Source organism: Streptomyces sp. NPDC012474, from assembly GCF_042955185.1.
Classification (GTDB): Bacteria; Actinomycetota; Actinomycetes; order Streptomycetales; family Streptomycetaceae; genus Streptomyces; species Streptomyces cahuitamycinicus.
Window position 1 is genome coordinate 56,741 of sequence record NZ_JBIBEP010000005.1, and the last position, 17,928, is coordinate 74,668.

Annotated in this window: 14 protein-coding genes and 1 riboswitch; all 14 genes read left to right on the forward strand. The window is 74.3% G+C overall.

Annotated features, from left to right (window positions below; all coding sequences use genetic code 11):
- Positions 1-32 precede the first annotated feature (32 nt).
- Positions 33-254 carry a hypothetical protein gene (locus ACFY9S_RS13195; protein WP_102913495.1) on the forward strand — a complete coding sequence of 74 codons (222 nt, stop codon included), beginning with the start codon at positions 33-35 and terminating at the stop codon, positions 252-254.
- Between the two features lie 177 nt (positions 255-431).
- A riboswitch (cobalamin riboswitch) is annotated at positions 432-505 on the forward strand.
- A gap of 122 nt (positions 506-627) precedes the next feature.
- Positions 628-1,599 carry a cobalamin biosynthesis protein gene (locus tag ACFY9S_RS13200; protein ID WP_391126779.1) on the forward strand — a complete coding sequence of 324 codons (972 nt, stop codon included), beginning with the start codon at positions 628-630 and terminating at the stop codon, positions 1,597-1,599.
- A gap of 1 nt (position 1,600) precedes the next feature.
- On the forward strand, positions 1,601-3,133 hold the full coding sequence (locus tag ACFY9S_RS13205; protein WP_391126782.1) for a cobyric acid synthase: 1,533 nt from the start codon (positions 1,601-1,603) through the stop codon (positions 3,131-3,133).
- The gene (gene cobN, locus ACFY9S_RS13210; protein ID WP_391126785.1) at positions 3,130-6,786 is read left to right on the forward strand and encodes a cobaltochelatase subunit CobN; all 3,657 of its coding nucleotides are present in this window, start codon (positions 3,130-3,132) and stop codon (positions 6,784-6,786) included. The genes ACFY9S_RS13205 and cobN overlap by 4 nt, the downstream gene beginning before the upstream one ends.
- Complete coding sequence (locus tag ACFY9S_RS13215; protein WP_391126788.1) at positions 6,783-8,804, forward strand: putative cobaltochelatase; 2,022 nt, start codon at positions 6,783-6,785, stop codon at positions 8,802-8,804. Before cobN ends, ACFY9S_RS13215 begins: the two co-directional genes overlap by 4 nt.
- Entirely contained in the window at positions 8,804-9,403 is a 600-nt protein-coding gene (gene cobO / locus ACFY9S_RS13220) for a cob(I)yrinic acid a,c-diamide adenosyltransferase (protein WP_391126791.1), read from the forward strand. Before ACFY9S_RS13215 ends, cobO begins: the two co-directional genes overlap by 1 nt.
- A complete protein-coding gene (locus tag ACFY9S_RS13225) occupies positions 9,400-10,797 on the forward strand; it encodes a cobyrinate a,c-diamide synthase (protein ID WP_391126794.1) in 1,398 nt (465 codons plus the stop codon). The genes cobO and ACFY9S_RS13225 overlap by 4 nt, the downstream gene beginning before the upstream one ends.
- Positions 10,794-11,525: a precorrin-2 C(20)-methyltransferase gene (cobI, locus tag ACFY9S_RS13230; protein WP_391126797.1), complete on the forward strand. Its 732-nt coding sequence runs from the start codon at positions 10,794-10,796 to the stop codon at positions 11,523-11,525. The genes ACFY9S_RS13225 and cobI overlap by 4 nt, the downstream gene beginning before the upstream one ends.
- A 56-nt stretch (positions 11,526-11,581) precedes the next feature.
- Complete coding sequence (gene cobM, locus ACFY9S_RS13235; protein WP_391126800.1) at positions 11,582-12,400, forward strand: precorrin-4 C(11)-methyltransferase; 819 nt, start codon at positions 11,582-11,584, stop codon at positions 12,398-12,400.
- Positions 12,397-13,635 carry a precorrin-6y C5,15-methyltransferase (decarboxylating) subunit CbiE gene (cbiE, locus tag ACFY9S_RS13240; RefSeq protein WP_391126803.1) on the forward strand — a complete coding sequence of 413 codons (1,239 nt, stop codon included), beginning with the start codon at positions 12,397-12,399 and terminating at the stop codon, positions 13,633-13,635. Before cobM ends, cbiE begins: the two co-directional genes overlap by 4 nt.
- Entirely contained in the window at positions 13,632-15,323 is a 1,692-nt protein-coding gene (cobJ, locus tag ACFY9S_RS13245; protein WP_391126806.1) for a precorrin-3B C(17)-methyltransferase, read from the forward strand. The genes cbiE and cobJ overlap by 4 nt, the downstream gene beginning before the upstream one ends.
- Positions 15,320-15,907, forward strand: coding sequence for a precorrin-8X methylmutase (locus ACFY9S_RS13250; protein ID WP_391126809.1), 588 nt, complete (start codon positions 15,320-15,322; stop codon positions 15,905-15,907). The genes cobJ and ACFY9S_RS13250 overlap by 4 nt, the downstream gene beginning before the upstream one ends.
- A complete protein-coding gene (locus ACFY9S_RS13255) occupies positions 15,904-16,836 on the forward strand; it encodes a CbiX/SirB N-terminal domain-containing protein (RefSeq protein WP_391126812.1) in 933 nt (310 codons plus the stop codon). The genes ACFY9S_RS13250 and ACFY9S_RS13255 overlap by 4 nt, the downstream gene beginning before the upstream one ends.
- Positions 16,826-17,881, forward strand: a complete 1,056-nt coding sequence (cobC, locus tag ACFY9S_RS13260; RefSeq protein ID WP_391126815.1) for an Rv2231c family pyridoxal phosphate-dependent protein CobC — start codon at positions 16,826-16,828, stop codon at positions 17,879-17,881. The genes ACFY9S_RS13255 and cobC overlap by 11 nt, the downstream gene beginning before the upstream one ends.
- The last annotated feature ends 47 nt before the right edge of the window (positions 17,882-17,928 follow it).

Genomic DNA, 17,928 nt, shown 5'->3' on the forward strand with positions numbered 1-17,928 from the left:
CCGCCCACCGGCAAGAAGGAAGAGTCTCCGATATGAAGATCGACTGGGCGGCCCTCGGCTCCGTGTTCGGCGTCAGCCTCGTGGTCACCGTGGCTCTCGTGGGCCTGTTCACCCTCGGCATCACCGGCCTGTCCCACCGCGAGCGGGCGGTGGCCCAGGGCGGTTCCGCGGGCCTGGCGGTCACCGGCGCGTACGCGTGCTTCGCCGCGTGCGCGGCGGCTGTCGGGTACGGCATCTACCTGATCGTGGCCTGACGGCCCGATCGCACATCGTCCGCCGGGCGGCACGGGACCTCACGTCCTGTGCCGCCCGGTCCTCGTGTGTGCGCAGCAGGCGATGTGGGGTTCTCCACACTGCCCCCTCGCAGGTCAACGGCAAGTTGACGGCGGTTCGCGGCCGTGGTGGACTGCCGGGGCCAGTACGGCGGCAGGAGAGGAAGCCGGTGAAAGTCCGGCGCGGTCCCGCCACTGTCACCGGGGTAGCGATCCCCGGGAGCCAGGAACTCTCACCGCCGGTCTCGTCGAACCAGGGCGTGGACACCCTGAGTGAGGACACATATCGCCATGCGCGGCTGCCGACCGAGGTTCAACACCCCACCCCCGCCTGCCCTTCTGGCCGGCTGAGCCCATGGGTGCCGGTCGCGTCTTCGCGTACGGCGCCGCCGCCGGTCTGATCGGTGACCTGCTGCTCGGTGATCCTCGCCGGGGGCATCCGGTCGCCGCGTTCGGACGGGCCGCGGGTGCCGTGGAACGGGTGTTGTGGCGGGACCACCGCGGGTGGGGCGCCCTGCACACCGCCGTGTGTGCCGGAGGGGCCGTGGCCCTCGGGTCCGTCGCCGCACGTGCCGTGCGGACGTCCCCCGTCGCCTCGGTCGTGCTCACCGGAGCCGCCACCTGGGCCGTCGTCGGGGGGACTTCGCTCGCCCGGGAGGCGCGGACCATCGGGCGTGCCCTTCAGACCGGGGACGTCGAGGCGGCCCGGGCCCGGCTGCCGCATCTGTGCGGGCGGGATCCGCAGGCCCTCGACGCCGACGGCATGGCCCGGGCCGTGGTCGAGTCCGTCGCCGAGAACACCTCCGACGCGGTGGTGGGGGCACTGGTGTGGGGGGCCGTCGGCGGGGTGCCGGGGCTGCTCGGGTTCCGGGCCGTCAACACCCTGGACGCCATGGTCGGGCACAAGTCGGCCCGGTACCGGCGCTACGGCTGGGCTTCCGCACGACTGGACGACCTCGCGGGGTGGCCGGGAGCGCGGCTGACCGCCGTACTCGCCGTGCTGGCCGGGCCGGATCCGCGGGGGGCCGTGCGGGCCTGGCGGGCCGACGCGGTGCAGCATCCGAGCCCCAACGCCGGGCCCGTGGAGGCCTCCTTCGCCGGGGCGCTCGGGGTGCGTCTCGGCGGGACGCTGTCGTACGGCGGGCGGGTGGAGCACCGGCCCGTGCTGAACACGCCAGGGCGTGCCGTCGGTTCGCACGACGTCGAACGGGCCGTGCGGCTCTCGCGGCGCGTCACCTGGCTGGCGCTCGGGGTGTGCGCCGGTGCGCGGTTGCTCAGGAGTGCGCCGTCGCGCAAGGGCGCGCGGTCGCCGAAGAGGGGGAAATGACATGAGCGGTGGGCTTCTTGTCGCCGGTACGACCTCCGACGCCGGTAAGAGCGTCGTGACCGCCGGGATCTGCCGGTGGCTGGTGCGCCAGGGCGTGAAGGTCGCACCCTTCAAAGCGCAGAACATGTCCCTGAACTCCTTCGTGACGGCGGAGGGTGCCGAGATCGGGCGGGCGCAGGCCATGCAGGCGCAGGCCTGCCGCGTCGAGCCGACCGCGCTGATGAATCCGGTGCTGCTCAAGCCCGGTGGCGAGCAGAGCAGCCAGGTCGTGCTGCTGGGCAAGCCGGTCGGGGAGCTGAGCGCGCGCGGCTACCACGGCGGCCGGCAGCAGCAGTTGCTCGGGACGGTGCTGGACTGCCTGGAGCAGTTGCGGGGCACGTATGACGCGGTGATCTGTGAGGGGGCCGGTTCTCCCGCCGAGATCAATCTGCGGCGGACGGACATCGTGAACATGGGGATCGCCCGGAACGCCGGGCTGCCCGTGCTCGTGGTCGGCGACATCGACCGGGGCGGTGTGTTCGCCTCGTTCTTCGGGACGGTGGCGCTGCTGTCCCCCGAGGACCAGGCGTGTGTGGCCGGGTTCCTCGTCAACAAGTTCCGCGGGGACGTCTCCCTGCTGGAGCCGGGGCTCGACATGCTGCACGGGCTCACCGGGCGGCACACGTACGGTGTGCTGCCGTTCCGGCACGGGCTCGGGATCGACGAGGAGGACGGACTGCGGGTGTCCCTGCGGGGAGCCGTACGGGAGTCCGTGGTCGCCCCGCCCGTCGGTGAGGACGTGCTGCGCGTCGCCGTGTGCGCGGTCCCCCTCATGTCCAACTTCACCGACGTGGACGCCCTGGCCGCCGAACCGGGTGTCGTGGTGCGGTTCGTGGACCGGCCGGAGGAACTGTCCGACGCCGACCTCGTCATCGTGCCCGGCACCCGTGGGACGGTCCGCGCGCTGGAGTGGCTGCGGGAGCGGGGCCTCGCCGAGGCACTGGTCCGCAGGGCCGCCGAGCGGCGGCCCGTCCTCGGCGTCTGCGGCGGCTTCCAGATCCTCGGCGAGCACATCGAGGACGACGTCGAGAGCCGCCGGGGGCACGTCGACGGGCTGGGGATCCTGCCCGTGCGGGTGCGGTTCGCCCGCGAGAAGACCCTCACGCGGCCGCGGGGCGAGGCCCTCGGGGAACGCGTCGAGGGCTACGAGATCCACCACGGGGTCGCCGACGTCACCGGAGGGGACGCGTTCATCTCTGATGACAAGGGACACAGCCTGGACGGCTGCCGGGTCGGCCAGACCTGGGGCACGCACTGGCACGGCTCACTGGAGTCGGACGGCTTCCGGCGGGCCTTTCTGCGCGAGGTGGCGGCCGCCGCGGGCCGCCGCTTCGTGCCCGCGCCGGACACCTCGTTCGCCGCGCTGCGCGAGGAGCAGCTCGACCGGCTCGGCGACCTGATCGAACAGCACGCGGACACCGACGCGCTGTGGCGGCTCATCGAGTCCGGCGCGCCGCAAGGACTGCCCTTCATTCCACCGGGAGCGCCCGCATGAGCACTGTGTTGTTGTTGTCGACCGCCGACACGGACCTGCTGGCGGCCCGGGCCGCCTCGGGTGCGGACTACCGGATCGGCAACCCGACCCGCGTGGACGTCCAAGAGGAGCTGCCCGCCCTGCTGGACGGGGCGTCCGTCGCCGTGGTCCGGCTGCTCGGCGGCAAGCGGGCCTGGGAGGACGGGCTCGCCGCCCTGAAGGCCTCCGGCGTCCCCACCGTGCTGCTCGGCGGCGAGGCCGTGCCGGACGCGGAGCTGATGGCCGAGTCGTCCGTCCCGGCCGGTGTCGTGGCCGAGGCGTTGAAGTACCTCGTGGAGGGCGGGCCGGAGAACCTCACCGAACTCGCCCGGTTCCTGTCCGACACCGTGCTGCTGACGGGCGAGGGGTTCGTCGAGCCGCGGAAGATGCCGGAGTACGGCGTCCACGGCGAGCGCGCCCGGGTGGAGGGCCGTCCGACCGTCGGTGTGCTCTTCTACCGGGCCCACGAACTGAGCGGCAACAGCGGCTTCGTGGACACCCTGTGCGACGCGATCGAGGCACACGGCGCCAACGCCCTGCCCGTGTACTGCGGTTCGCTGCGCGGGGCCGACGAGGGGCTGTACGAGATCCTGGGCCGGGCGGACGCCCTGGTCGCCACCGTCCTCGCCGCCGGCGGCACTCATGCCTCGCAGGCCTCGGCGGGCGGTGACGAGGAGGCCTGGGACATCGGCGCCCTCGCCGAGCTGGACATTCCCGTGCTGCAGGGCCTGTGCCTGACGTCGTCCCGGCAGGCCTGGGCGGACTCGGACGCCGCCCTGTCCCCCATGGACGCCGCGATGCAGGTGGCGATCCCGGAGTTCGACGGGCGGCTGATCACCGTTCCGTTCTCCTTCAAGGAGCAGGGCCCGGACGACGTGCCCGTGTACGTCGCCGACCCGGAGCGGGCCGCGCGCGTCGCCGGAATCGCCGTACGGCACGCGCGGCTGAAGCACAAGGAGAACGCCGGGAAGAAGCTGGCGCTGGTCTTCACCGCGTACCCGACCAAGCACTCCCGCGTCGGCAACGCGGTCGGGCTCGACACCCCGGCCTCGGCGGTGCGGGTGCTGGACGCGCTGCGGGACGCCGGGTACGTCGTCGAGGGGCACCCGGCGGAGGGTGACGAGCTGATCCACCGGCTCATCAACGCCGGCGGGCACGACGTGGAGTGGCTGACGGAGGAGCAGCTGGCCGCCGCGCCCGCGCGGGTGCCGCTGGCGGACTACCGGGCGTGGTTCGAGACGCTCGACCCGGAGCTGAAGGACGCCATGACCGAGGCGTGGGGCGAGCCGCCGGGCAGCCTCTACGTCGACGGCGACGACATCGTGCTGGCGTCGCTCCAGTTCGGGAACGTCGTCGTGATGATCCAGCCGCCGCGCGGCTTCGGCGAGAACCCGATCGCGATCTACCACGACCCGGACATGCCGCCGTCCCACCACTACATGGCGGCCTACCGCTGGCTGGAGAACAGTTTCGGCGCCGACGCCATCGTGCACATGGGCAAGCACGGCACCATGGAGTGGCTGCCCGGCAAGGGGCTCGGGCTCAGCGGGGGCTGCGCCCCGGACGCCGTCCTCGGTGACCTGCCGCTGGTCTACCCCTTCATCGTCAACGACCCCGGCGAGGGCACCCAGGCCAAGCGCCGCGGGCACGCCACGGTCGTCGACCACCTCGTACCGCCGATGGCCCGCGCCGACACCTACGGCGACCTGGCCAAGCTGGAGCAGCTCCTCGACGAGTACGCGCTCGTCTCCGACCTGGACCCGGCGAAGGCCCCGACCGTGCGCGCCCAGATCTGGACGCTGGTCAAGGCGGCCGAGCTCCATCACGACCTGCACGTCGACGACCAGCCGGACGACGAGGCGTTCGACGAGTTCGTCATGCACATCGACGGCTATCTGTGCGAGATCAAGGACGTGCAGATCCGCGACGGACTGCACATCCTGGGCGGCGGGCCGGTCGGCGAACCCCGCGTCAACCTCGTGCTGGCCGTGCTGCGCGCCTCGCAGGTGTGGGGCGGGCAGGCCAACGCGCTGCCTGGACTGAGGGCGTCGCTGGCGCGGCACTTCGGGCTGGCGGAGAAGGAGCTGCTGGCCGAGCCGGGCGCCCCGGTGAAGGCGCCCGTGGAGCTGACGGACCTGGTGGACGGCCCGGCCCGCAGCGCCGCCGACGTGATCGACCTGCTGGAGCAGCTGTGCCGGCGGATCGCGGAGGGCATGGAGGAACGCGGCTGGGCGGTCACCGAGAGCGCGCCGCTGGTCCGGGAGGTTCTCGGCACCGACCTGCCCGAGGCGGTCGCGGTGGTGGAGTTCGCCTGCACCGAGGTCGTGCCCCGGCTGGAGAGGACCACCGACGAGATCGGGCACATCCTGCGGGCGCTGAACGGCGGCTACGTCCCGGCCGGACCGTCCGGTTCGCCGACCCGCGGGCTCGTCAACGTCCTGCCGACGGGCCGGAACTTCTACTCCGTCGACCCCAAGGCCATTCCGTCCCGGCTGAGCTGGGAGGTCGGGCAGTCGCTCGCGGACTCGCTGGTGCAGCGGTATCTGCAGGACACCGGCGCGTACCCCACGTCCGTCGGACTGACGGTGTGGGGCACCTCGGCCATGCGCACCCAGGGCGACGACATCGCCGAGATCCTGGCGCTGCTGGGCTGCCGGCCGGTGTGGGACGACGCCTCGCGCCGGGTGACCGGGTTCGAGGTGGTGCCCCTGGCGGAGCTCGGCCGGCCGCGCATCGACGTGACGGTCCGCATCTCGGGCTTCTTCCGGGACGCGTTCCCGCACGTGGTGGGTCTGATCGACGACGCCGTCCGCACGGTCGCCGAGCTGGACGAGCCGCCGGAGTCCAACTACGTCCGGGCCCATGCCGACCAGGACACCGCCGAGCACGGGGACCGCCGCCGGGCCACGGCCCGCATCTTCGGCTCCAAGCCGGGGGCGTACGGGGCCGGTCTGCTGCCGCTGATCGACGCCCGCAACTGGCGCTCCGACGCGGACCTCGCCGAGGTGTACGCGGTGTGGGGCGGTTACGCCTACGGCCGCGGCCTCGACGGGCGGGCCGCGCGCGGCGACATGGAGACGGCGTTCAAGCGGATCGCCGTCGCCGCGAAGAACGTCGACACCCGCGAGCACGACCTCGTCGACGCCGACGACTACTTCCAGTACCACGGCGGCATGGTCGCCATGGTGCGCCACCTGACGGGCACGAGCCCCGAGGCGTACGTCGGTGACTCGGCCACCCCGGACCAGGTGAAGACCCGCACGCTCGGCGAGGAGACGCACCGTGTCTTCCGCGCCCGGGTGGTCAACCCGCGCTGGATGGCCGCCATGCGGCGGCACGGCTACAAGGGCGCCTTCGAGATGGCGGCGACGGTGGACTACCTGTTCGGGTACGACGCCACGGCCGGAGTCGTGGACGACTGGATGTACGAGAAGCTCAGCGCCGAGTACGTCTTCGACCCGGAGAACCGGGACTTCATGAAGAAGTCCAATCCCTGGGCGCTGCGCGGTATCACCGAGCGGCTGCTGGAGGCCGCAGAGCGCGGACTGTGGGCCGAGCCCGACGCTCAGACGCTGGAGCGGCTGCGCGCCACCTATCTGGAACTCGAAGGCGACTTGGAGGGCGACGAGAAGTGACCACCCCCTTTCCGTTCACGGCCGTCGTGGGCCAGGACGACCTGCGGCTCGCGCTGCTGCTGAACGCGGTGTCACCGGCGGTCGGCGGTGTGCTGGTGCGCGGCGAGAAGGGCACCGCCAAGTCGACGGCGGTGCGGGCGCTTTCGGCGCTCATGCCCACGCTGGACGTCGTCTCCGGCTGCCGCTTCTCCTGCGACCCCGGCTCCCCCGACCCCGGCTGCCCGGACGGGCCGCACGAGCCGGGGGTGTTCGAGACCCGGGCCGCGCGCATGGTCGAACTGCCCGTCGGCGCCTCCGAGGACCGTCTCGTGGGCGCGCTGGACATCGAGCGGGCCCTCTCGGAGGGCGTCAAGGCGTTCGAGCCGGGCCTGCTCGCCGACGCGCACCGCGGGATCCTCTACGTCGACGAGGTCAACCTCCTCCACGACCACCTGGTCGACCTGCTGCTGGACGCCGCCGCGATGGGCGCCTCGTACGTGGAGCGCGAGGGCGTCTCCGTGCGGCACGCCGCGCGGTTCCTGCTCGTCGGCACCATGAACCCCGAGGAGGGCGAGCTGCGGCCGCAGTTGCTCGACCGGTTCGGGCTGACCGTGGAGGTCGCGGCCTCCCGGGAGCCGGACCAGCGGGTGGAGGTCGTGCGGCGGCGGCTGGCCTACGACGACGACCCGGCCGCCTTCGCCGCGCGCTGGGCCGAGGAGGAGGCCGCCGTACGGGCGCGGATCGTGGCCGCGCGGGAGCTGCTGCCGTCCGTGCGGCTGGGCGACGGGGCGCTGCGGCAGATCGCGGCGACCTGTGCGGCCTTCGAGGTCGACGGGATGCGCGCCGACATCGTGATGGCGCGGACCGCCACCGCGCTGGCCGCCTGGGCCGGGCGTACGGACGTGCTCGCGGAGGACGTCCGGCAGGCGGCGCTGCTCGCGCTGCCGCACCGGCGGCGGCGCAACCCCTTCGACGCGCCGGGGCTCGACGAGGACAAGCTCGACGAGACGCTGGAGGAGTTCGGCGGCTCGGACGACGAAGATCCCGATCAGGATCCCGACCCGGATTCCGACCCGGATCCCGGCCCGGACGGACCCGGCGGGGGCGGCGGACAGCCGGAACCCGACGACGCGCCGCAGGGCGACGGCGACGCCGCGGCCCGGCCCGAGGCCGGGGAGGGCGGGCAGCCGCAGCCCTCGGGGGCCGGCGAGCAGTCCGCCGCACGCGCCTCCGAGCCGTTCCGGACGAAGGTGCTGAGCGTGCCCGGGATCGGCGAGGGTGCCGCCGGGCGGCGTTCGCGGGCCAGGACCGAGCACGGGCGCACGACCGGGGCCCGGCGGCCCCGGGGCGCGCTCACGAAACTGCACCTGGCGGCGACCGTGCAGGCCGCGGCACCCCACCAGCGGGCGCGTGGGCGGTCCGGGCCGGGTCTGGTCGTACGCCGGGACGATCTGCGGCAGGCCACCCGCGAGGGGCGCGAGGGCAATCTCGTGCTGTTCGTCGTGGACGCCTCCGGGTCGATGGCGGCACGGCAGCGGATGAGCGCCGTGAAGGGCGCCGTGCTGTCGCTGCTGCTGGACGCCTACCAGCGGCGCGACAAGGTGGGCCTGGTGACGTTCCGCGGCACGGACGCGGATGTCGCACTGCCGCCGACCTCGTCGGTGGACGCGGCGGCGGCCCGGCTGGAGACGCTGCCGACCGGCGGGCGGACACCCCTCGCCGCGGGGCTGCTGCGGGCGCACGACGTGCTGCGCGTGGAGCGGCTGCGCGACCCGGCGCGGCGGCCGCTGGTCGTGCTGGTGACGGACGGGCGGGCCACCGGCGGCCCCGAGCCGGTCGCCCTGGCCGGGCGCGCGGCCCGGCTGTTCGCCGCCGACGGTGTCGCCTCGGTCGTCGTGGACTGCGAGTCGGGGCCGGTACGGCTCGGGCTCGCCGGGCAGCTCGCCGGTGAACTGGGCGGCACGGCCGTGACATTGGACGAGCTGCGCGCGGACAGCATCGCCGGGCTCGTGAAGGACGTGCAGAGGAGGGCCGCGTAATGCCGCAGGGACAGCCGAGTGTGGTGCCGGACGACGGGCTGACCACCCGGCAGCGCCGGAACCGGCCGCTGGTCGTCGTGCACACGGGCGTCGGCAAGGGCAAGTCCACCGCCGCCTTCGGGCTCGCGCTGCGCGCCTGGAACCAGGGGTGGCCGATCGGGGTGTTCCAGTTCGTCAAGTCGGCGAAGTGGAAGGTCGGCGAGGAGAACGCGCTGCGGGTGCTGGGGGCGTCCGGGGAGGGCGGATCCGTCGACTGGCACAAGATGGGCGAGGGCTGGTCCTGGGTGCAGCGTGATCAGCAGATGGACAACGAGGAGAAGGCCCGCGAGGGCTGGGAGCAGGTCAAGCGGGACCTGGCGGCCGAGACGTACAAGCTGTACGTGCTGGACGAGTTCGCCTACCCGATGCACTGGGGGTGGGTGGACACGGACGAGGTGATCTCCGTGCTGCGGGAGCGGCCCGGGACGCAGCACGTCGTCATCACCGGGCGGAACGCGCCGGACAGTCTCGTGGACTTCGCCGACCTCGTGACCGACATGTCCAAGGTCAAGCACCCCATGGACGTGGGCCAGAAGGGCCAGAGGGGCATCGAGTGGTGAGTGCTTCCGTCCCTCGGCTGGTCATCGCCGCGCCCTCCTCGGGCAGCGGCAAGACCACCGTCGCCACGGGGCTGATGGCCGCGTTCGCCGCGCGGGGGCTCGCCGTGTCCCCGCACAAGGTCGGGCCGGACTACATCGACCCCGGGTACCACGCGCTCGCGACCGGGCGGGTGGGGCGGAACCTCGACGCGTACCTGTGCGGGGCCGAGCTGGTCGGGCCGCTGTTCCTGCACGGGGCACAGGGGTGCGACATCGCCGTCGTCGAGGGCGTGATGGGGCTGTACGACGGGGCCGCGGGCGAGGGTGAGCTGGCGTCGACGGCTCATGTCGCGAAGCTGCTCCGGGCGCCGGTCGTGCTGGTCGTGGACGCCTCGTCGCAGTCGCGGTCGGTGGCGGCGCTGGTGCACGGGTTTGCGTCGTGGGACCCGGAGGTGCGGGTCGGGGGCGTGATCCTCAACAAGGTCGCGTCGGACCGGCACGAGGAGCTGTTGCGGGAGGCGCTGGAGCAGGCGGGGGTGCCGGTGCTGGGGGTGTTGCGGCGGGCCGCGCAGGTTTCCACGCCGTCACGGCATCTCGGGCTGGTTCCTGTTGCCGAACGGCAGGGTGCGGCGGTCGAGGCTGTCACGGCGATGGCCGCGCAGGTGGCCGACGGGTGTGACCTGGAGGCGCTGGAGGCACTGGCACGTACTGCCGGTGCCGTACCAGGGGGCTCCGCCCCCTGGACCCCCGCCTCCCCCGCCCACCACCCGACACGGTCGGACGAGAGGCCCACGCGGGCGGACGAGCAGCGCACACCCGTCGTAGCCGTCGCTGGTGGGTCCGCGTTCACCTTTTCCTACGCCGAGCACGGCGAGCTGCTCGCCGCCGCCGGGGCCGAGGTCGTCACCTTCGACCCCCTGCGGGACGAGGAACTGCCCGAAGGGACGCGGGGGTTGGTCATCGGGGGCGGGTTCCCCGAGGTGTACGCCGCCGAGCTGTCCGCCAACGAACCCCTGCGCAAGGCCGTCGCCGCCCTGGCGGACAGCGGCGCTCCCGTGGCCGCCGAGTGTGCCGGGCTGCTGTATCTGTCCCGGGAGCTGGACGGGCTGCCGATGTGCGGGGTGCTGGACGCCGGGGCGCGGATGACCGAGCGGCTCACTCTGGGCTACCGGGACGCCGTGGCCGTGGGCGACAGTGTGCTCGCGGCGGCCGGGACCCGGATGCGGGGGCACGAGTTCCACCGGACGGCCGTGGAGCCCGGCTCGGGAGCGGAGCCCGCCTGGGGGGTCCGCGGCCCCCGGCCGCGGGTCGAAGGTTTCGTACAGCGCGGTGTGCACGCGAGCTATCTGCACACGCACTGGGCGTCCGAGCCCGGTGTCGCCCGTCGGTTCGTCGAGAGGTGCCGGACGTCATGAGCAGCAGGCTGGTCGGAGTCGGGGTGGGGCCCGGGGATCCGGAGCTGGTGACCGTCAAGGGTGTCAACGCCCTGCGGGAGGCCGATGTCGTGGTGGTCCCCGTGATGGACAGCGGGGAACGCGGCCGGGCCGAGGCGACCGTGTTGCACTACGTGCCCGGGGAGAAGGTCGTCCGGGTCGTGTTCGCGCTGAACGAGCGCAGCGACCGGGAGCGGCGCGAGGCCGCCTGGGACGCGGCCGGGGGCCGGGTCGCCGAGCTGCTGGGCCGTCATGCCGCCGTGGCCTTCGCCACCATCGGGGATCCCAACGTGTACTCGACGTTCACGTACCTCGCGCAGACCATCGCCGAGCTGGTGCCGGGGACCGTCGTCGAGACCGTGCCCGGGATCACCGCCATGCAGGACCTCGCCGCCCGGTCGGGGGCCGTGCTGACCGAGGGCACCGAGCCGCTCACGCTCGTCCCCGTCACCGCCGGGGCGGCCGTGCTGAAGGACGCCCTGGCCGGGCCCGGGACCGTGGTCGCCTACAAGTTCGGGCGGCAGGCGCACGAGGTCGCCGAGGCGCTGCGGGAGACCGGGCGGCTCGCCGACGCCGTGTGGGGGTCGGCGCTGGGACTGCCGGAGGAGTCCGTACGTCCGGCCGCCGAGCTCGACGACACGCCCCTGCCCTACCTGTCCACGCTCATCGCACCCGCCCGGCGCGAGGGCGGTCGGGGCGGAAAGCTCTGACGCGCCCGCTCCGCACCCCTCCCCCGTCCCACCCCCTGTACGAGAGGACCCATCCCATGGCCGACGCCCCCGCCGGCAAAGTGACCTTCGTCGGCGCCGGTCCCGGCGCCGCCGACCTGCTGACGTTCCGCGCCGCACGCGCCATCGCCGAGGCCGATGTCGTGATCTGGGCGGCCAGCCTGGTCCAGGAGGAGGTCCTGGAGCACGCCCGTGAGGACGCGGAGATCCTCGACTCGGCGACCATGTCCCTGGAGGACGTCGTCGCCGTGTACGAGCGCGCCCACGGCGAGGGGCTCAAGGTCGCCCGTATCCATTCCGGTGACCCGGCCCTGTGGGGCGGCACGCAGGAGCAGGTCGACCGGTGTGCCGAGGTGGGCATCGCGACCGAGATCGTGCCCGGGGTGTCCTCCTTCTCGGCCGTCGCGGCGCTCGCCCAGCGCGAGTTGACCATCCCGGAGGTCGCGCAGTCGGTCGTGCTGACCCGGCTCGGGGGCGGCAAGACGCCGATGCCGCCCGGGGAAGAGGTCCGGGAGTTCGCCAAGCACGGGACCACCATGGCGGTGTTCCTCTCCGCCGCCCGCAGCGGGCAGCTCGTGCGGGAGCTGCTGGAGGGCGGCTACCCGACGACGACCCCGGTCGTGGTCGCGTACCAGGCGACCTGGCCGGAGGAGCTGGTCGTGAAGTGCACGATCGGCACGCTGGAGGAGACGGTCAAGGAACACAAGCTCTGGAAGCACACCCTGTTCCTGGTCGGTCCGGCGCTCGACGCGCACGGCACGCGCTCGCACCTGTACCACCCGGGTCACTTCCACGGCTACCGCAAGGCCGACCCGAAGGCCCGGCGGGCCCTGCGCGAGCGGGGGGCGAGTACGTGATCACGGTGGTCGGCACGGGGACGGGGGCGGCGCCTTGCGACGACCTCCTCGCCGGTGCCGGGCTGGTGGTCGGCGGGCGGCGGCATCTCGATGCCGTACGGCTGCCCGAGACGGCGGAGCGGGTCGTGCTGGGGCCTCTCGCGCCGGCCCTGGACACCATCGGCGCGTACGTCGCGAAGGACCGCCCCGTTCTGGTGCTGGCCTCCGGCGACCCCGGGTTCTTCGGGATCGTGCGGGCGCTGGCCGAGCGGTTCGGGCCGCAGCGGCTGGACGTGCGGCCCGGGGTGTCGTCCGTCGCCGCCGCGTTCGCGCGGGTCGGGCTGCCGTGGGACGACGCCGTGGTGGTGAGTGCCCATGGCCGGGAGCTGCGGACGGCCGTCAACGTGTGCCGGGCGCAGGCGAAGACGGCCGTGCTGACCGGGCCGGGCGCGGGTCCGGCGGAGCTGGGCGCCGCGCTGCGGGACGCGCCGCGGGTGCTGGTCGTCGCCTCCGGGATCGGCTCGCGGGCGGAGCGCGTGGAGCGGGTGACGCCCGCCGAGGCCGCCGCCCGCGACTGGGGTACGGCGGTGAACGTCGTGCTGTGCCTGGACGAGGCGCGGGCGCTCGGCGCCGTACGGACGGTCGCGGGGCCGGGTGAGCGGCCCGCCGGCTGGGCCCTGGAGGAGGCGGAGTTCACCCACCGGGACTCGATGATCACCAAGTTCGAGGTGCGGGCGCTGGCCCTCGCGCGGCTGGGGCCGCGCCCGGGCGACCTGGTGTGGGACGTGGGCGCGGGCTCGGGGTCCGTGGCCGTGGAGTGCGCGCGGCTCGGTGCGGCGGTGACCGCCGTGGAGAAGACCGCGGACGGGGTCGAACGGGTCCGCGCCAACGCCGTCGCGCACGGTGTGGACGTGCTGGTGGTGCGGGGCGCGGCACCGGAGGCGCTGGCGGAGCTCGCCGAGACCCCGGACGCCGTGTTCGTGGGGGGCGGCGGGCACGAACTGCCCGCGATCGTCGCCGCGTGCGCGCGACGTGCCCGGCGCTCGGTGGTCGTCGCGATGGCGGCGCTGGACCGGGTGCCGGCCGCGCGCGAGGCCCTGACGAGCGCCGGTCTGACCTGCGACGGCGTGCTCCTGCAATCGTCGCGGCTCGCGCCGCTGCCCGGGGACGTGACCCGGCTCGCGGCGACCAACCCCGTTTTCCTGCTGTGGGGCGTCCGGCCCCCGGCAGCTGTCGAAGAAGGAGTCGCTCAGTGATCGGCCTCATTTCCGCCACCGCGGCGGGAGCGGCTGCCCGGGACCGGCTGGCCGCCGCGTGGCCGGACCGCACCCGGGTGTACGAGGGTCCCGTCGGGGACGCCGTACGGACCGCGTTCGCGCAGTGCGAGCAGCTCGTGTGCTTCCTGGCGACGGGGGCGGTGGTGCGGCTGGTGGCGCCGCTGCTCTCGGGCAAAACCGAGGACCCGGGCGTGGTGTGCGTCGACGAGGGCGGACGGTTCGCCGTGTCCCTGCTGGGCGGGCACGCGGGCGGGGCCAATGAACTGGCCCGCGAGGTGGGCGGGTTGCTGGGCGCCGAGCCGGTCGTGACGACGGCCACGGACGCCGTGGACCTGCCGGGCCTGGACACCCTCGGCCTGCCCGTTCAGGGCGATGTCGCCGGGGTGTCGCGGGCCCTGCTGGACGGCGAGGCGGTGGCGCTGCGGGCCGAGGTCGCCTGGCCGCTGCCGCCGCTGCCGGTGACGGACGAGGGGGCGTACACGATCCGGGTCACCGACCGGCTCGTGGAGGCGGCCGGGCGCGAGGTGGTGCTGCGCCCGCCGACGCTGGTCGTCGGGGTCGGGGCGTCGAAGGGCGCACCGGTCGAGGAGGTTCTCGGGCTGGTGGAGGACGCCCTGCGGGAGGCCGGGCTGTCCGCGGCGTCCGTCGCCGAACTGGCCACCGTCGACGCCAAGGCCGGGGAGCCCGGCATCGTCGAGGCCGCGGAGCGGCTCGGGGTGCCCCTGGTGACGTACTCCGCCGGGGAACTGGCCGGGGTCGACGTGCCCCATCCGTCCGACGCGCCGCTCGCGGCCGTCGGGACCCCGTCCGTGGCGGAGGCCGCCGCGCTCGTCGGCGGCGGCGAACTGCTCGTCCCCAAGCGGAAGTCGGCCGCGAGCCCGGCGATGGCGACCTGTGCCGTCGTACGGCGGCCCGGGCGCGGGCGGCTCGCGGTGGTCGGGCTCGGACCCGGCGCGCGGGACCTGCTGACGCCGCGTGCGCAGGCCGAACTGCGGCGGGCCTCCGTGCTCGTCGGGCTCGACCAGTACGTCGACCAGATCCGCGATCTGCTGCGGCCCGGCACCCGGATCCTGGAGTCGGGGCTCGGGGCCGAGGAGGAGCGGGCGCGCACGGCCGTCGAGGAGGCCCGCAAGGGGCAGGCCGTCGCACTGATCGGCAGCGGGGACGCGGGCGTCTACGCCATGGCCTCCCCGGCGCTGGCCGAGGCCTCCGACGACATCGACGTGGTCGGTGTGCCCGGCGTGACGGCGGCGCTCGCGGCCGGCGCGATCCTGGGCGCACCGCTGGGCCACGACCACGTGTCGATCAGCCTGTCCGACCTGCACACGCCGTGGGAGATCATCGAGCGGCGGGTGCGGGCGGCGGCCGAGGCGGACATCGTGGTCACCTTCTACAACCCCCGTTCGCGCGGCCGCGACTGGCAGCTCCCCAAGGCGCTGGGCATCCTCGCCGAGCACCGGACACCGGCCACGCCGGTCGGTGTCGTACGCAACGCCTCGCGGCCGGACGAGTCCAGCCGGCTCACGACGCTGGGCGCGCTCGACCCGGCGACGGTCGACATGATGACGGTCGTGACCGTGGGCAACACGGCGACCCGGGACATCGCGGGGCGCATGGTGACCCCGCGCGGCTACCGCTGGCAGTCGGCGCGGGAGGGCTCCGAGTGAACCGTGTCGTTCATCCGATCGAGGAGGAGTCCTACCGGCGGCTGCGCGCCCGGCTGGACACCTCGCACTTCCCGCCGCTGACCCGGGCGGTCGTCGAGCGGGTCATCCACTCAGCCGCCGACCTCGACTACGCCACCGACCTCGTCCTGGCCGAGGCCGACCTGGAGAAGGCGCACGCGGCGCTGCACGCCGGGGCGCCCGTGGTCGTCGACGTGGCGATGGTCGGCGCCGGCATCACGCGGCGTGAGACCGTCTGCCGCCTCGGGGACGCCGAGTCCGGTCCGGGGCTGACCCGCTCCGCGCACGCGATCCGGCTCGCCCACGAGCAGGTCGGCCCGGGTGCCCTGTGGGTGATCGGCAACGCGCCGACCGCGCTGGAGGAGCTGCTGACCCTCGACGCCGACCCGGCGCTCGTCATCGGACTGCCCGTCGGTTTCGTCGGAGCCGTCGAATCGAAGGCCGCGCTGCGCGAGAGCGGACTGCCCGCCGTGAGCAACGTGTCCGAGAAGGGCGGGTCGGCGGTCGCCGCCGCCGCGCTCAACGCCCTGCTGTATCACCCCACTTCCGCCGAGGAGAAACTGTGACCACCCCGCCCGCCCTGCTCATCGCCGGCCACGGCACCCGGGACGACGCCGGAGCCGAGGCCTTCCGCGACTTCGTACGGCAGCTTGGGTCCCGGCACCCCGAACTGCCCGTCGCGGGCGGCTTCATCGAGCTGTCCCCGCCGCCGCTGGGCGAGGCCGTCACCGAGCTGGTGGAGCAGGGCGTACGGCGGTTCGCCGCCGTCCCGCTGATGCTGGTGTCCGCCGGGCACGCCAAGGGTGACATCCCGGCGGCCCTGGCCCGCGAGAAGGAGCGGCACCCGGGCATCTCCTACACCTACGGGCGTCCGCTCGGCCCGCATCCGGCGCTGCTGAACGTGCTGGAGCGGCGGCTGGACGAGGCCCTGGGGTCCACGGGCGGCCGTACGCCCGGGGACCGTTCCGACGTGACGGTGCTGCTGGTGGGGCGCGGCTCCACGGACCCGGACGCCAACGCCGAGGTGCACAAGGCGGCGCGGCTGCTGTGGGAGGGGCGCGGGTACGCGGGTGTCGAGACGGCGTTCGTGTCGCTGGCGGCGCCGGACGTGCCGAGCGGGCTGGACCGCTGCGTGCGGCTGGGCGCCCGCCGGGTCGTGGTCCTGCCCTACTTCCTGTTCACGGGCATCCTGCCGGACCGGGTGCGGCACCAGACGGAGGGCTGGGCGGCGGCGCACCCCGAGGTCGAGGTGCTCTCGGCCGATGTCATCGGGCCGGAACCGGAGTTGCTCGACCTGGTGTGGGAGCGGTACGAGGAGGCCGTCAAGGGTGATCTGCGGATGAACTGCGACTCGTGCGTGTACCGCATCGCGCTGCCCGGTTTCGAGGACAAGGTGGGCATGCCGCAGCAGCCGCACTTCCACCCGGACGACGACGACCACCACCACGGGCACGGTCACGGGCACCACCACGGCGCTCACTCGCATGCGCACTGAACACGGGCACGATCTGCGCCACCACGGGGACGCTGAAGTGCGGGACGACGGCGGCTCGCTCGTCGACCTCGCCGTGAACGTCCGCGCGGACACGCCGCCCGCCTGGCTGCGGGAGCACATCGCCGCGTCGCTCGGAGGGCTCGCGGCCTACCCCGACGGGCGTGCCGCGCGGGCGGCGGTGGCCGCTCGGCACGCACTGCCGGTGGAGCGGGTGCTGCTCACGGCCGGTGCGGCGGAGGCGTTCGTGCTGCTGGCGCGGGCGCTGAAGGTGCGGCGGCCGGTCGTCGTCCACCCTCAGTTCACGGAGCCGGAGGCGGCGCTGCGGGACGCCGGGCACCCGGTCGGCCGGGTGCTGCTGCGGGAGGAGGACGGTTTCCGGCTGGACCCGGCGGCCGTCCCCGAGGACGCGGACCTGGTGGTGATCGGCAACCCGACGAACCCGACGTCGGTGCTGCACCCGGCGGACGCGATCGCCGGACTCGCCCGGCCCGGGCGGGTGCTGGTGGTGGACGAGGCGTTCATGGACGCGGTGCCGGGCGAGTGCGAGGCCCTGGCCGGCCGCGTCGACGTGCCCGGCCTGGTGGTGCTGCGCAGTCTGACCAAGACGTGGGGGCTGGCCGGGCTGCGGATCGGGTACGTGCTGGCGGCGCCCGAGACCGTCGAGGACCTTCAGCGGGCGCAGCCGCTGTGGCCGGTGTCGACCCCGGCGCTGGCCGCCGCCGAGGCGTGCGTGGGGCCGCGGGCGCTGGCGGAGGCGGCCCACGCGGCGCACCGCGTCGCGGCGGACCGCGCGCACCTGCTGGCGGGCCTCGCCCGCTTCGCCCCGGCCGGGCTGCGGGTGGCCGGGCCCGCGCGGGGCCCGTTCGTCCTGGTCCGCATGGAGCGGGCCTCGGCGGTCCGCCGGCTCCTGCGCGACCTCGGCTACGCCGTGCGGCGCGGCGACACGTTCCCCGGTCTGGACGAGGAGTGGCTACGGCTGGCGGTGCGGGACCGCGGCACGACCGACGGTTTCCTGCGGGCGCTGGAGCGGGCGTTGCAGCGCTGAGCCCTGGCGGGACCGGGGAACATTCGAATCCCCCCTGGCGCAGGCGG